General features: G+C 68.7%; 14 protein-coding genes. 7 read left to right on the top strand and 7 right to left on the bottom strand.

Annotation, left to right across the window (positions count from 1 at the left end):
* Position 1 precedes the first annotated feature (1 nt).
* From FNH13_RS17655 to FNH13_RS17635, 5 genes are all read right to left on the bottom strand, one after another.
* Positions 2-1,582, bottom strand: coding sequence for an FtsK/SpoIIIE domain-containing protein (locus FNH13_RS17655; protein WP_143784647.1), 1,581 nt, complete (start codon positions 1,580-1,582; stop codon positions 2-4).
* A complete protein-coding gene (locus tag FNH13_RS17650) occupies positions 1,575-2,633 on the bottom strand; it encodes a hypothetical protein (RefSeq protein WP_143784646.1) in 1,059 nt (352 codons plus the stop codon). The genes FNH13_RS17655 and FNH13_RS17650 overlap by 8 nt, the downstream gene beginning before the upstream one ends.
* Positions 2,633-3,685: a TrmB family transcriptional regulator gene (locus FNH13_RS17645; protein ID WP_143784645.1), complete on the bottom strand. Its 1,053-nt coding sequence runs from the start codon at positions 3,683-3,685 to the stop codon at positions 2,633-2,635. Before FNH13_RS17645 ends, FNH13_RS17650 begins: the two co-directional genes overlap by 1 nt.
* 109 nt (positions 3,686-3,794) lie before the next feature.
* Positions 3,795-5,756: a hypothetical protein gene (locus FNH13_RS17640; RefSeq protein ID WP_143784644.1), complete on the bottom strand. Its 1,962-nt coding sequence runs from the start codon at positions 5,754-5,756 to the stop codon at positions 3,795-3,797.
* Entirely contained in the window at positions 5,753-6,097 is a 345-nt protein-coding gene (locus tag FNH13_RS17635) for a hypothetical protein (RefSeq protein ID WP_143784643.1), read from the bottom strand. The genes FNH13_RS17640 and FNH13_RS17635 overlap by 4 nt, the downstream gene beginning before the upstream one ends.
* Before the next feature lie 89 nt (positions 6,098-6,186).
* Between FNH13_RS17635 and FNH13_RS17630 the strand changes: the two genes are divergently transcribed.
* Together FNH13_RS17630 and FNH13_RS17625 are read left to right on the top strand one after the other, a co-directional pair.
* Positions 6,187-6,420 carry a hypothetical protein gene (locus FNH13_RS17630; protein ID WP_143784642.1) on the top strand — a complete coding sequence of 78 codons (234 nt, stop codon included), beginning with the start codon at positions 6,187-6,189 and terminating at the stop codon, positions 6,418-6,420.
* 65 nt (positions 6,421-6,485) lie between these two features.
* Positions 6,486-6,761: a hypothetical protein gene (locus tag FNH13_RS17625; protein WP_143784641.1), complete on the top strand. Its 276-nt coding sequence runs from the start codon at positions 6,486-6,488 to the stop codon at positions 6,759-6,761.
* Between the two features lie 325 nt (positions 6,762-7,086).
* On the opposite strand, the gene FNH13_RS17620 is transcribed toward FNH13_RS17625, so the two are convergent.
* Positions 7,087-7,506, bottom strand: coding sequence for a hypothetical protein (locus tag FNH13_RS17620; RefSeq protein ID WP_143784640.1), 420 nt, complete (start codon positions 7,504-7,506; stop codon positions 7,087-7,089).
* A gap of 790 nt (positions 7,507-8,296) precedes the next feature.
* Between FNH13_RS17620 and FNH13_RS17615 the strand changes: the two genes are divergently transcribed.
* The 5 genes from FNH13_RS17615 (at position 8,297) to FNH13_RS17595 (ending at position 12,834) form a co-directional block, all read left to right on the top strand.
* Positions 8,297-11,419 carry a hypothetical protein gene (locus FNH13_RS17615; RefSeq protein ID WP_143784639.1) on the top strand — a complete coding sequence of 1,041 codons (3,123 nt, stop codon included), beginning with the start codon at positions 8,297-8,299 and terminating at the stop codon, positions 11,417-11,419.
* A gap of 122 nt (positions 11,420-11,541) precedes the next feature.
* Positions 11,542-11,952: a hypothetical protein gene (locus tag FNH13_RS17610; RefSeq protein ID WP_143784638.1), complete on the top strand. Its 411-nt coding sequence runs from the start codon at positions 11,542-11,544 to the stop codon at positions 11,950-11,952.
* A 128-nt stretch (positions 11,953-12,080) separates the two neighbouring features.
* Positions 12,081-12,335, top strand: a complete 255-nt coding sequence (locus FNH13_RS17605; protein WP_143784637.1) for a hypothetical protein — start codon at positions 12,081-12,083, stop codon at positions 12,333-12,335.
* The gene (locus FNH13_RS17600) at positions 12,332-12,544 is read left to right on the top strand and encodes a hypothetical protein (RefSeq protein ID WP_143784636.1); all 213 of its coding nucleotides are present in this window, start codon (positions 12,332-12,334) and stop codon (positions 12,542-12,544) included. The genes FNH13_RS17605 and FNH13_RS17600 overlap by 4 nt, the downstream gene beginning before the upstream one ends.
* Positions 12,544-12,834: a hypothetical protein gene (locus tag FNH13_RS17595; protein ID WP_143784635.1), complete on the top strand. Its 291-nt coding sequence runs from the start codon at positions 12,544-12,546 to the stop codon at positions 12,832-12,834. Before FNH13_RS17600 ends, FNH13_RS17595 begins: the two co-directional genes overlap by 1 nt.
* A gap of 54 nt (positions 12,835-12,888) precedes the next feature.
* Here FNH13_RS17595 and FNH13_RS17590 read toward each other — a convergent pair whose 3' ends face one another.
* The gene (locus tag FNH13_RS17590) at positions 12,889-13,536 is read right to left on the bottom strand and encodes a hypothetical protein (RefSeq protein ID WP_143784634.1); all 648 of its coding nucleotides are present in this window, start codon (positions 13,534-13,536) and stop codon (positions 12,889-12,891) included.
* Positions 13,537-13,603: the final 67 nt, after the last annotated feature.

The following is a 13,603-nucleotide window of genomic DNA, read 5'->3' as shown; positions in this document are numbered from 1 at the left end:
CTCACCCCTCCAGGTCCGCAAGGTCGAGGTCGAGGTCATCCAAGGTGCCCAGGTCCTTCACGGCGTCCTGACCGAACCCGGGCGGCGGACCGAACTGCGGGACCAGCGTCATCTGCTCCCGCTCAGGAACACCGTGAGACCGCAGCATCGCCGCCTGCTCTGCGTGGGTCCCGGGCCACGGGGTCTGGAAGCTCACCGGGTCCGCGTAATCGAGCTCCACGATGCCCCGGCCCTTGATCGGCACCGGGTCATCGTCTGGCTCGTCACCGTCGGACCCGAGAGCACCGAACGCCCGCTCGTAGGCCACCTGGCAGGCGTCAACCTCCAGGATCGAGGTGGACAAGGTGGTCAAGTTCATCCGGCCCATCGCGATCCGCAGACCGGCGTTGGCCCGCCAGCCCGACGCCGCCGAGCCCAGAGCTTCATTCGTCCAGCGCTGGGTGCTCAGGACCAGGTGGATACCGACATACCGGGCCTCCCGCAGCAGCCGGGAGTAGAGGGCGCGGGTAGTCATGACGGCCTCAGCGTCTGTCTGTGCCCGCATCAGCTCGGCGCCGCGCAACCCCGCTGTCTGGATCTCCTGGGCGGCCGATTCCAGTTCGTCGTGCACAACACAGATCGGGTGGATTCCCTCAGTCTCGCGAACCGCTTCGGGCAGCTCATCCCAGCGGGGCGCGCCGTGCTCAAGCATGACCGCCAGGCGCCGGTCAATCTCGGCTGCCAGCTCGGTCATCACCTCGGCGACCTCGACACGGGTGGTGGCCCAGCGGGAGCAGAACGGCCTCAGGTGACGGAAGTCCAAGCCTGACTTCACTGGTTCGCACACCCGCAGGTCCCAACCGCGCAGCAGCATCCCGCACAGCATCAGCTCCAGCATCACGCTCTTGCCGCTGCCAGTCCGCCCGGTCACCATGGCCTGCGGCGTCGCTGTGAGGTCGCCCCACACCGGACGCTGCTTCTCATCATGGCCCAGGAACAGCCGGTGCCACGGTGCGGCCCTGATCTCATCCCACGGGACTGGGATATTGGGCCACGTCGGCCGCGGCTCGGAGTGCATCTCGACCCGCTGACCAACGATCCGCCGGGTCCAGCCGGGGTGGCCCACCACCTGCCGGGCGACCTCCAGCCAGAGCTCCTGGGCTTTCGCGGCAGGCATACCAGCATCCGGCCAGCGCGTCACGACCACATCGGTGACCTCGCCAGTGCCGCGCGCGCCGATCGCCAGCTCAACCTCCCACGGCTGGCAGCGCAGGCGCGTAGCGATGCGTGACCGGATTGTCTGCTGCGCCGGGGTGAGCCGTGCGAGAGTGACCGACCGCGCTGGCACGTCGGCGCCCGACAGCACCAGGCCCTGGTCAGCAACACGCACCGCCAGGGTGTCCAGGTCCTGCACCCGACAGTTCTCAGACAGGGTGCCGTCGACTTTCCCCGGCAGGGTCGGTGACGCCCACGCCGTCCGTGACTCGGCGTCCACCCGGGTGGTCACGTAGCCGGGTGCGCGACAGGCGATGAGTCCTGCGACCCGGTCCCTGTGCTCACGCGGGTGGTAGGCCTCAGGCAGTGGAATTGTCAGCTCAGACATGACTGGTCTCCAGGTCTTCGGCGGTGATCGTGACGGTCGGGGTGGGGGTGTCGTGCTCGGCCAGTGAGGTCAGCAGCCCGCCTGTCTGAGCGAGCAGTGCCCGGGTCTGCGCGGTCTCCTCACGAACCTGCACCAGGACCACGCCGTCGTGCGGGTCGGCGTACTCCACCTCATGGCTGGGGAGGTGGAGCACGACCCGCTCGGCCAGACCCGGCAGGTTCTTCACCACGTCGGCTGGCAGCGGAGGATGGACATTAACGGTGCCAGCCTTGCTGACGCTCCACCGTGCCTTAGCCGGGTCCTCAAGAGTGCTCTGTGCGACACCGAGGACAGCAGCCAGCTCACCGGCTACGGCACGCTTCCGGCGCTGCACCACTCCCTGTCCGTGACCGCTCACCAGACCGGCAACCAGGACCGCACCGGCCAGGCTCGTCCCCACCCAGGCGTGGTCGTTCATCGGCACACCGACCAGCAGCGGCACGACCGCGACAGCCAGCCCACCGGCCAGGCCGGCCAGCACCCCGGCCCCGGTGAGCGACCGTAGGGCCACCCCCTGCCAGGACGCGACAGTCCGCGCCAGGGTCCAGCCCGCGACGGCCGACACGACAGCCGCTGCCACCCACCCGGCCAGCCCGAAACCAGCCAGCCCGACCCACGCCCAGACCAGCGATGCCAGACCGACGGCGACGACCGGGGACAGACCCGCCAGGACCCGTGCCGCCAGCTTCGTTGCCGTCACGGCGGCGTACTGGCCGACGGTCCCGACCCTCAGAATCTGGCTCATCGCGCGTGTCCCGGCGGCACTCCCATGGTGGTGTGCTTCGTGCGCCAGTGTCTCGAGCGTGCGGCGCCAGGAAACCACCGTCGCAGCCAGCCACAGACCGGTCAGGATGCCAGCCACCAGCCGGGCTCGCCCCAGCTCCGCGACCGGGTCCAGCGCCTGCGCCAGGACACCCCAACCAGCCCACGCCAGTCGAGCCACAACGACCGCTGCGATAGCCAGCCGGACCGCCATTCCACGGGTCCGTCGTCCCACTCCCCTGACCCTCATTACTGCTCCTTCGTCACTGCCTGAGCTGCTGAACGTGCTGCCTTCTCCGGCCAGCCGCACATGGCCAGCCGGCGGGCCAGGGTTGCCCTGACCTGCCCACGGTCCCAGCCGCCGCCGGACCCGAGCTGTGCCCTCGCCGCCCTCACCCACTGCATCCGCTCACCGGGTTCAATGAGCAGCTTCGGGTTGCCGGTCCGGTCCACCAGCCAGTCGACCGTGGCGAGGGCCTCGGTCCTATTGAGACGGGCCTGCTCGACCCCTTCCATACGGCCCTGCTGCCTGTTGGCCAGTTCCTCCCGAGCCGCCGCTTTCCGGTTGATGGCGTCGTTGATGACGGATGCCACCGGGGCGCCCACAGACTCGGTCGCCCGGCGCTTCGACCGCGGTCCGAGCGGCCATTCCTGCCCGGCTGCATCCGTCGCCAGGTATAGCCAGCTGGCGTGGCCCTGAACCGCCGAGTAGCCCCACCGGGGACTGTCCACCGACCGCAGGATCTTGGCGACCCGGTTGCTGTCGTCACCGTCAACCAGGGCCGTCACGACCTCGTCCAGAAGCAGTGCTGTCGCCCGGTCGCCTGCACTCCTGAGCAGTCCCAGTTTGTAGACGTGAGCGTGACCCTGTCGCTGCGCGTGCACCCGGACATAGCCCCGCTCGACCAGCCTCCGCAGCGAGTCCCGCACCGTCGGAACAGGCAGGCCCAGCTCGTAGGCCACGGTGTCCCGAGACGTCTGGATCGTCGCCCAGCCAGACGTCATCGAAGCCAGCGCCAGGTGCGCTAGGACAGCCCGGTCCGTCACGCCCAACCGACCCGGCCCGAGGACCACCCCGACCAGGGCACGCGCCGCTCTGACCCGGTCGCTCACCCCCGCTTGGGAGCGTGTGATGTGCAGGCGGGCCTTGTCGGTGAGGGCTTGCATGGTGGCCCGGTTCGACAGCAGGTTGTGCACGTCTCGGTTCCCGTGACGGACGAGTTGTTTACGGATCGTGAACGCGTCGAGACCCATGGACAGACCCCGGACCAGACCGGCCAGGACGTACGCGTCTGCCCGCATCCCGTGACGTGCACGGAGCGTGGTCGACATGTCAACGTTTCCGTCTCCCATCAACCCACTGACGAAGTCAGGTGGGGATGATGTGGGGGACGAAAATGTGCTGTCCTGGTCAGACCCCGTCATCGTGTCCGTCAGCGTTGAGCTGCTGGTCATGACTGGTCACCTCCTGGTCCCTGTCGAGTTCCGTGTGCTGGACCGTGGCGGCACCGTTCCGGGCAGCCATCCAGCAGGCCACTCCGGTGGTGACGGCGACCCCGACCACGTACGCGGCAGGCCAGGTGGTCGTGAACCCGACCAGCAGGGCGATGGCCGTACCGCTGACCAGTCCGACAGCGACGTGCTCACGCAACGGCCTCAGCAGAGAGACTTCAAACCCCTTGGCCGCTGCTGCTGACACCCCGGCCACGTAGGCCGCGAGCAGCCCGCCGGCCACCGCCACAGCCCAGCGCCAGCCTCCCGGCGTGACGCTCGCAGCGGCCGCCACCAGCACTGTTCCGACCGGCAGTCCCGGCACCAGCCCGAGCAGTTCGAGCGGGGTCAACCGGCTGGCCGCACCGAGCACCCGACCGGTCGTTGTCGGCCCGTTCAGCCGTGCCCGTGCCCGGCCGTGAGATTTCCACAGCAGGGCCACCCCAGGCACCAGCAGAACCAGGGTGATACCCCATGCCACGGCCCGGGCGAACTTGCCGACCGGTGAGTCACTCAGTCTGCCTTCGAGTCGGTCTGCCAACTCTTCGCCCTTGCCCGGTGCGGCCTCGGCGAACCGGTCGGAAGTTTCGGCCAGTTCGTCCACCTTCGGGTCCAACCAATCCTTGACCCGGTCCCGGATGCGCGGCTTGTCTGTGGCCGTCGCGCCCGGCTCGGCGTCGGTCTGCTCGGCGGTCTCAAAGCAGACGCCGTCCATGTTGCAGACTTCCCGGCCCGGCCCGGTCGCCACGCCCGGCTCGGTGACCGTTGGGACCGTCTCGTCCTCCGTGGTCAGCGCCTCGGTCCGCTCGGCCTCGTCGTCGACGGTCTGCTGTGCCGCGCTCTCCTCGAAAGCCCAGGCCGGTGCCCAGCAGAGGATGCCGGGACGGCTGGGGCACTCGACGATGAGAGTGAGGTCCTTCATGTGCTCCAGGCTGGGCGGCGGCGTGCCGAACCTCGGACTGGATGCCAGGGCCGCCCAACCCAGCCTGTTGACGGCCCAACGGTCAACGGATACGACGACCTCGGTGCCCGTCTCAATCTCCCCACCGGACAGCGTGCCGACACCGTTGTAGGGCGGGGTGACTGCGGCCGGGTCGATCCTGAGGTTGGGCACGGCGGTGGGCACGGGCCGCTGAGCTGTGAGGGTGACTGTCTCCAGCTCGCCCCACAGACTGTCCGGGTCCAGGTTGGCGGTGATGATGGCTCGGGAGTCGAGCCAGCCGACCAGTCCGCGGTTCGACGTCACGACCGGCACGTAGGACGACCCAGACCCCCACAGGCTGCTGTCTCCGATGCCCTGGACGGGGTGGCCGACTGCTGCAAGCTTCGCCCCGACCGGGAGCTTGGCCAGGACCTCGCCTCGGTCGCCCGGTGCGGAGTACAGGACGATTTCGGTTCCGCCGATACTGGTCGGGGCGGTGGTCGTGGTGCCGGTGATGCCGGTGACCTCAGCCAGCGCGCGAGTGTCTGATTCGGTGATGGACAGGACTGCCGAGACCCGGGTATACGGGGTCTCGTCCTTCCACAACATGGACGTTCGCTGCACGTCGTTGCAGAGCAGCCCGGGCAGCACCTCGCCCCGGCTGAACGGCACGCTGGGCGCCGTGTGATCTGCCCATGCCGGCTGAGCCACGATGCTGTAGGTGACCACCAACTCCTGCAGCTCGGTCGGTGCGGGGTCGTGCTCGCCGGGGCAGGTGACACGCCGCCCTTCGAGGACGGTCAGACCGGTGTGCTTGTCAACGGCCGAACCCTCGATGAGGACACCGGCCAGCTCGTCGGGGATGGCCTGACCGGTGGCGACCGGGGCAGGCTCGGTGGTGTCCGCGACGGCCCCGGTGAACAGGACGGCCGCGGCCAGGGTCAGTGCTGCAATGGTCATCGGTCCAGCTCCTCGCAGGCGATGTGGTAGTCCTCCGGGTCGGCCTCGAAGTCCGCGTCGAGTGACCACGCGGGGAAGGTGACGGTGTCGGCTTCCTTGCCGTCGACGACCAGCACGCCAGGCCACATCCACGGGGTGTGGTCCGTTGGGGTCATGGCCTCGTTGATGCGGATGACGTCACCGGCCGACAGCTCGACCTCGGTGCCCTCACGGCAGGCGGTGGTGTCGGTGGTGACAGTGACGTCCCGAGTGTCCGGCTCGTCCGGCACACAGCCGCCCAGGACGGCGACCGCGATGACTGCCAGGGCGGCCGCCCCCGGAATGAACGGTGTGATCCTCATGGCCCCTCTCCTTGCCTCTTGGACCCAAGACCGCATGATCTACTAGGTAGATTAAGTCTACCATGTAGATCACTAGATAGACTGCAGCCGTGCCAGCACATGAGATCGCCTCTGCCAAGGAGCTCCGCGCCGCCACACGACGCCTCGCCGCCCTGGAGGAGCAACGACTCGCGGCGCGGAGTAGGCACGATGCCGCGCTGGCCGAGTTCCTGCAGAACGGCGGGACCTGGGTGGAGGCCATGGAACTGGCCGGACTCTCCCGCCGGGGGATCCAACTGGCCCTCCAGCGTGTAAGAACCGGTGACGGAGAATCCTCGTCGTGAGTGTGCAGGTCAAGGCGCAACGCCTGTAGGGGCGTGCCGGCATCCGATCCGATCTATGGTGTGGCATGACCGATGCAGAGGCGTCCTTGACGTTCGAGCAGGCCCACGAGCAGATCACCCTCATCCTGGAGGACATGATCGGCGGTCCACCCACGGCCTGGGTGCTGACCTGGGCCGCTGAAGGTGAGGTGGGGATGGATACCGGCGTCCTCCACGAAGGCAACTTGCTCGCCAGGGCGGGCCTGCTCCAGCTGGCCTCGCACCACGTAGCGACCGAGCGAGACGCCGACGATGCTGGGGCGCTCGTCTGGCTGGCAGATGGCGCCGGGGGTGGCGGCTGAAGGCCGGCTCGCTTGGTTGTAGTGGTCGATGGGCTCGCGGACCGGGCTGCGGACCGGGTGTGGGTGGCCAGCTGCACGACCTGCGGGGCCACCTGGGACGAGCAGCGGTGGACCGACCTACGGGATTACATCACATGGTGCTCGGAGCACCTGACCGGCGCACGGCAGTGGCTGGTCGACCGTGACGCATACCCAATCGAGTGCACCGAGTGTCTGGGTGTGCGCCGTGATCTGGCCGAGCTGCGAGCGGAGAGGGCGCGAGCTGCTGGCGTCCTGAACCACCCCTGAGGCCCCGTCTGGCTGCATCACGCGGTCGGGCGGGGTCTCACTCTTCGCCGGGGCTGGCCGCTGCGACCCGGGACAGAGTGGCGTCCGCGAGCCGAAGCGCGTCCTCTACCTCGGTGGCTGTCACTGTGGTGCTCACGCCGTGACGGTGCTGGCTCAGAAGCGCGGTCACGGCTGGCAGATCCACCGGCACATCGCCCAGCTCAGCCAGCGCCGCCAGCAGGGTATCCCCACCGTCGGCGGCAGGGGCCACGGCTAGCCCCCGGGTCTGTAGGACCGCGAGCAGGCACCCACGGACAGCCGCTGTCGCTACGACCACCGACGCCCAGGGATCCTTTGCCTGCAATACCTCCGCGGAGCGTGTGTGGGTCCGGGCGGTGGCCAGTAGCTCGTCCACCAGCCTCCGGTCCGGCTCGACGCGGAGTAGCCTGCCGCCCTCGATCAGGTCCTCGACCGTCATGACGTGAGGCTACTCGGTGCCGGTGCCGGTGCCGGTGCCTGTGGCCGCTGACGGCGCGGGGGAGGGGGTAGAGGCTGTCCTCGAACGGTCTGAGAGCCCGAGTTGAGAAGATCCGCACCCATTTGAGAACAGGGTTGAGAACCCGATTGGAGACGAAAACCGCAGGTCAGAGGGCCATTTGAGAGTGTTGAGTCGTTTGAGAGCGATCTGGGAGACACCCCCCCTATACCCCAGGACATATACATACACAGACCTCGCATGTATATATACCCTCGGCTCCCTAGGGGGTACTACTACTACTACTCTCAACCTTCTCAAAAGTAGTAAGTAGTAGTAGTAGTAGGCCTCTGACCTGCGGTTTTGTCTCCGGACCATTTGAGAAGAGGTGTTCTCAACCCGTTCTCAACACTCTCAACCCTGCCTGGCCGGTTCTCAACCCTGCCCCCGCACGCCGAAGCCCGCCGCGCCGGAGAGTGAGTCACAGCGGGCGGGCTTCGGTGCGCTCTCCCCGGGTAGCTAGCCGGCTGGCCGGGGGTCATCACGCGGAGGCGAGGTGCCTGTGCACAGCCTACCGGACGGGCTGTCACTGGCTCACTCACCGGCTGGGCCTGGCGGGCCGTTTATAACGGTTAGGTAACGATGCGGCCAGATCGGCAGATTTGGCCAGATCCCGTGGGAAGAACTCGCGACCCCCGCACAGTGCAAGACGCTGAAGGCCCGTACTGGGCCTCCCCGGGCTAGCCGGCCTGGGACCCGAGAACCGGCCGAGCCGGGAGAGTGAGTAAACAGCATGACCACTGCACACACCGAGAGTACGACGCCCGCCCTGTCCGTGGTGGAAGCCACGCCGGGCTGGGAGTCGACCGAGTACGGACCGAGCATCACCGGTAGCGGGGCCGCCAAGTGCGCGTCCAGCGCCGTCGCCCCCATCGTCGCTGTCGCCGGGGGCCTGGTGACCGTCCGGAATGGTGACCGGAAGGAGATCGCCCAGACCGTCCCGGCACTGACCCTGGGTGACAGCAGGTCGAAGGGCACGAGCTTCCTGGCACGCAACGCCGCCACAGGTGACGCTCTGTACCTCCCGTGGCCGTCCCTGACCCGGGTGGCCGAGACTAGCCGCAAGACGCCCGGGTACCCGGTGCCAGCACAGATGCACCAGGCGCGGCCGTCAGAGCCCATCGTGATCGACGGCAAGACCAGGAAGTACGACAGCCTGGCCGGCGGGACCTCCCCCATCGCGGCGCACCCGTCCACCCCGACGTCCTGGCTGGATGGTGACTGCGACGTCATCATCGCCGAGGGGATGATGAAGGCGCTGTCCATCCTGACGGCCTGCCTGTATGGCTACCACGGGCGCGAGGCGCTGCTGCTGACCGACGCCGAGCGTGACGCCCTGGCCGCCCCGACCGCCGAGGGTCGCCGTGCCGCTGTCCGCACCGTCTCTGCCCGGCTGCACGGCCTGATGGAGTCCGTGCCGACCGGACAGCGTGTCCTGGTGCTGGGTGTCGTCGGGGTCGGGAACTGGCACCACAACTCCGAGTGGAACGGGCTCGACCTGCGGGACCGCGCCGTCTACATCTGCCTCGACGCCGACGTCACGACGAACGCCCAGGTGCACCGTCAGGCAGCGGGGCTCTGGTCCATGCTCGAGCACAAGAGGGCCCGGGTGGCTCTGTTGCGGCCCTGCGTGGACGGCGACCCGAAAGCCGGTGCCGACGACATGCTGGCAGCGACCGGGATGAGCCTGGACGCTCTGCTCAACACGTGCGTCGAGACCCTGCCTGCCCCGCCTGCCCCGCCTGCCCGTGACGGCGACCTGAGGGTCTGCCCGGAGCAGGGCATCACCGAGGTCTACAAGGCCGCCGAGGGTCACCCGGGCCGGTGGGAGGAGTACTCGACCTACGCCCTGCGGATCGCCGAGACGAGGGACCGGTACACGGCGACCGACGCTGAGGTGGCGTCGGCGACCATGCCGAAGCCGACGAGCCAGTACCAGTCGGGCATCCGGATGGGCGTCACGTGGCGGTCCTCCCGTGACGGGCAGGTACGGGAGGCGACGTTCGACGGGCCGATTTCCATGCTGTCCGAGCAGGGGCCACGGTTCGTGAACGCCGCCCGTGGTCTCCCGGCTGACCTGGAGGCTTCGTCGGTCGACCACTGGCCGCCGCCGCCGGAGGTCATCCGCGCCGCCAAGGCTCACCGACCTGAGGACCGGCTGGACCTTCCCACGTATATGCAGAGCGGGTATGTGCCGTGCCCGGACGGTTCCATGGCTTACGTCATGGGTAATAGCGTGGTCGGAGCTGGCGGATTCACGGACAAGGTCGGTGCGGGCGTCCCGGAGCTCGACTCCGCGGCCGCCGAGTTCGGTCTGCACCCGACGACCAGCCCGACCGGCGGCATCGACAAGGACCAGATCCGCGCCGACCTGACCGAGGTCCTTGAGGTCTACGACTCGGTGTGGACCGACCCCGCCAAGGCTGCGGTGACGGTGGCGTCACCCTTGCGCCCCGCGGTCCCGGTGGAGACCAACTCGGTGGTCAACCACGTCGGTGCGCGGCGGTCGGGCAAGTCCTACAGTGCCCGTGCCGCCAGCCAGTTCTTCCGGTCCGGCCTGGGTGTGTGGGCCGGTGAGCACCTGACGGGCGGCGCCTCCGACACCCCGCTGAGGCTCGAGCAGAACGTGAGCCTGCACCCGTTCTGGGTGGCTGACGACGCGGCGCCCACCACGGACAAGAAGGCCAGTGACGGCACGGAGGCCAAGCTGGGAGACGTGATCCGGGCGGTGCACAACAGGGCAGCCAGGCGCCGTGGTATCGGCACGGGCTACGCCGAGAACCCCCCGCGCGCCGTCCTCATGGTGACCATGGAGAACACCATGCGCGTCTCATCCGTCCTCGACCGCTGCGTGACCCTGACGTACGGCAAGGGCGAGCTGCGCAAACCCGGGGTGGAGCGGATGAACGCCATGATCGCGGACAGCCTGGCGCCGGCACGCGTTTTCACCGCAGCCGTCCAGATGGTCCTCGGCGAGGTCGGACCGGAGACGTGGGCCGAGGTCACTGAGGTCTGGCGGTGGCGGCGTGCCCAGGAGGTCGAGTGGGTCGAGAAGGGGATGATCCGGGCCGGCGCCAGCGAGAACGAGGTCCGGCGTGCCGCTGAGAAGGCGGGGGACCTACTGGTGGGTCTGGAGCTGCTGGCCGAGCTGTGTGCCCACGTCGGCCTGGACCCTGAGGTCTACGAGTCGCGGATCTACAAGTGGCGGCAGGCTCTTGCCACGCTGGTGCTCAAGCAGATGGAGGCGAGCCGTGACCTGGCGCCCGGACAGGCCCTACTGACTGCCCTGCGGGCTGACCTGGCGGCCGGACTGTGCCACATCGCGGTGCCCGGCTCGGGTGAGCGCCCGTCCATCACCGAGGGTGACGGCGCCCTGGGGCAGGCCCTGGGCTGGCACCTCCCGGCTATCGAGGCGGATATCTACCGGGACGACGAGACCGCCAAGAAGGACGAGAAGGACGAGGCCGCCAAGAAGGACGAGACCGGCAAGCCAACCTTCCTTCGTCCCGAGGCTGCCCTTCCGCGCGGCAGGACGGTCGGCTGCCTGGTGCGCGAGCCGGAGGGTGGCCGCAGGTGGTGCGTCCTGATCTATCACACGGCTGGGGCGTCCGTCCTGCTGCGCGACGGCGGGCACCTGCCCCACGGCACCCGGCTCCCGGACTCCCTCCGGGCTGCCCGGGACGAGGGGCTGTGCTCTGACGCCTGGACGCCGAACAAGGGTCAGCAGCGGGTCATGGCGGGTGGGGTCTCGGTGAGCGGCACGGCGATCCTGCTGGACGCCCTGCTGCAGCGGGACGTGGCCGACGAGACTGACACCACCGAGCCGGCCGCCCAGGAGACCGTTACCAAACTGTGACCTAAAAACTTCCTGATAGAGTTGCATAGAGAGCTTAGGGTACTTAGTATAGTAGTCAAGAGGTCAGGCAGTTAGCCGGACCTGTTGAACCGGGTAGCCGCCCGGAGAGAGCGAGAACGAAGATGAGCAAGAACAAGACCACCAAGACCACCAAGACCACCAAGACCATCAAGACCATCAAGACCGTCACCGTCGAGGGTGTCCGCATCACGCGGAAGCAGGCGGTCCAGATCGTGCAGGCCGTCGCGGAGGGTCGTCCCATCGAGGGCGACGAGTCCGACGCCTACGACCTGCTGGGCTACGTCGCAGCCCGCATCGCCCGCCGCTACGACCGTCGCGCGACGGCCATGGTGCGCGGGGACAGCTGGGCGATGGACGGGTCCTACACCAACTACCAGGTGACCATCGTCCTCAGTGCGCGCGGCGGCGGGTGGGACATCCTCGGCGAGGAGTGGATCTCGGTGGGTCAGTCCGACTGGGACGCCGTCGTGGGGCTGGCCCAACTGGCCCAGTCCGAGTCCACCGAGGACTGACCACCACCGCCCGTCCGGTATCCACGCCGGCGCCCCGGGAGCATCGCCTGGGGCGGGCACGCAGAGCAGGAGCATCCCCCCCTGCCGCACGACCCGAGGCTGAGGTGCCCGGGGAAGGAGAAGGGCTGATGGCACAAACTTTCGGAATCGCTGATCAGGCTGAGCGGACCGCCCTGGAGTTCTACCAGCAGGCTGAGACCGTGCTGGCCCGCGCCGAGTTCGCTTACCGCCGCGCCAACTGGGAGGAGGCCCACGGCCGGGTCCCCGCCGCCCGCGAGTGGAGGCGTCACGCGGAGTACCGGATGGATGAGCATGACCGCCTCCGTGACCGGGCCCGGCGTCTTGAGGGGTCGGCCTACATCGCCCGTCTGGCTGCGGCATGAGCATCGACCGTCGCGCCGGGCTGGCTGAGCTGCGGGAGGTTGCCGAGGGCCTGCGGGTCACAGAGGCCCGACGCAAGAAGCTCACCGCACGGCGTCTCGCCCTGCTGACCGAGCTGCGAGCTGCGGGCGTCCCCCCGGCTCAGCTCGCCAGGGCCACGGGCCTGACCAGCGCCCGCATCGCACAGCTACGACCGAAGGAGGAGGACTGATGGACCCGATGATCGCGGCGGCGCTGGAGGAAAGGGAGTTCCCAAGGGCCCAGGAGATCCGGTCGATCCTCCGTGCAGTACGCACTAAGGACCCGGTCCGTCTGCAGGTGGCGGTAGCTGGGGCACTGAAGCCGCAACCGGTAGACCCGCGGGGGCAGTACCCGGGGTATTGGCAGCCCGTGTCCCGCGAGGAGGTGTCCCGCGTGTCCGGACTGAGCCTCGAAGAGGTGGACGAGGCTGTCGAGAAGGACACCGCGATCCGTCTCATGTACCTGCGCCACGCGGAGTGAGCCCACCGACTCGAAACCCCTGGGACCAGCCACCCAGGGGTTTCGGTTCAGTGCTCAGAAGTGCTCGTCGGGGATCGGGTCGAGCCGCTCGGCCTCGATCCGGACGCTGACCATGTTCTCGTCCCAGGACATCCCACCGAGGATCCGCCCGGCCCGCCAGGACCACCGGTAGAGCGCCTCGGCCAGCCACGGGTCGTCCGGGCTGGTGCCGTAGGAGCGCCTGCGGTAGGACGCCCACCTCAGCGCCGGCACCCCGTAGGTGTAGACGGGGGCGTGAACCAGCGTGGCGGTGCCGGGCAGGTTGGCCAGGTCGTCGACGGCGCTGGTGATCTCGCCGCGTTCGGTGGTGGCGGCGACGGCGGCGCTGGCCTCCTCCCAGCCGACGGCCCCGAAGGCGAGGACTGCCTCGGCGACCGGGGTCAGGTTGGTGGCTATCGGGATGTAGGCCGGGTCGAGGGTGATGTCCTCCTCACTGGGCCGGCCGAGGGTGTCGACGAAGCTGGACCAGGTGCCCAGTCGTCCACCGGCCGGCAGCCTGGCGCCGTCCCGCACCGGTGGCCGGCTGCCGGTGGTCATCTTGCCGATCCGGGCGGAGCAGTTGCGCCACGGGTCGTCGTCCGGCAGGGACTGCATGATGTCGGCGATGGTGCCGCCGATGGTGATGGCCGCCCAGGCCGGGTGGGCCGCGCAGATCCTCCGCATCTTGTGTTCGAGCTGGGTTCTCTGCTCGAGGGGGAGGAGTGGTTCGACGAGTGTCTGGGTCCAACGG

The organism is Ornithinimicrobium ciconiae, assembly GCF_007197575.1.
In the GTDB taxonomy this organism is placed as follows: Bacteria; Actinomycetota; Actinomycetes; order Actinomycetales; family Dermatophilaceae; genus Ornithinicoccus; species Ornithinicoccus ciconiae.
The sequence above is the reverse complement of the archived record's forward strand: the minus strand, read 5'-3'. Positions and strand labels throughout refer to the sequence as shown.

Excerpts from the sequence above, each read along its gene's own strand:
- FNH13_RS17620 (WP_143784640.1), bottom strand. The coding sequence starts at position 7,506 with ATGACGGTCGAGGACCTGATCGAGGGCGGCAGGCTACTCCGCGTCGAG.
- FNH13_RS17640 (WP_143784644.1), bottom strand. The coding sequence starts at position 5,756 with ATGACCATTGCAGCACTGACCCTGGCCGCGGCCGTCCTGTTCACCGGG.
- FNH13_RS17655 (WP_143784647.1), bottom strand. The coding sequence starts at position 1,582 with ATGTCTGAGCTGACAATTCCACTGCCTGAGGCCTACCACCCGCGTGAG.
- FNH13_RS17650 (WP_143784646.1), bottom strand. The coding sequence starts at position 2,633 with ATGAGGGTCAGGGGAGTGGGACGACGGACCCGTGGAATGGCGGTCCGG.
- FNH13_RS17625 (WP_143784641.1), top strand. The coding sequence starts at position 6,486 with ATGACCGATGCAGAGGCGTCCTTGACGTTCGAGCAGGCCCACGAGCAG.
- FNH13_RS17605 (WP_143784637.1), top strand. The coding sequence starts at position 12,081 with ATGGCACAAACTTTCGGAATCGCTGATCAGGCTGAGCGGACCGCCCTG.
- FNH13_RS17590 (WP_143784634.1), bottom strand. The coding sequence starts at position 13,536 with ATGCGGAGGATCTGCGCGGCCCACCCGGCCTGGGCGGCCATCACCATC.
- FNH13_RS17645 (WP_143784645.1), bottom strand. The coding sequence starts at position 3,685 with ATGCGGGCAGACGCGTACGTCCTGGCCGGTCTGGTCCGGGGTCTGTCC.
- FNH13_RS17600 (WP_143784636.1), top strand. The coding sequence starts at position 12,332 with ATGAGCATCGACCGTCGCGCCGGGCTGGCTGAGCTGCGGGAGGTTGCC.
- FNH13_RS17595 (WP_143784635.1), top strand. The coding sequence starts at position 12,544 with ATGGACCCGATGATCGCGGCGGCGCTGGAGGAAAGGGAGTTCCCAAGG.
- FNH13_RS17615 (WP_143784639.1), top strand. The coding sequence starts at position 8,297 with ATGACCACTGCACACACCGAGAGTACGACGCCCGCCCTGTCCGTGGTG.
- FNH13_RS17610 (WP_143784638.1), top strand. The coding sequence starts at position 11,542 with ATGAGCAAGAACAAGACCACCAAGACCACCAAGACCACCAAGACCATC.
- FNH13_RS17635 (WP_143784643.1), bottom strand. The coding sequence starts at position 6,097 with ATGAGGATCACACCGTTCATTCCGGGGGCGGCCGCCCTGGCAGTCATC.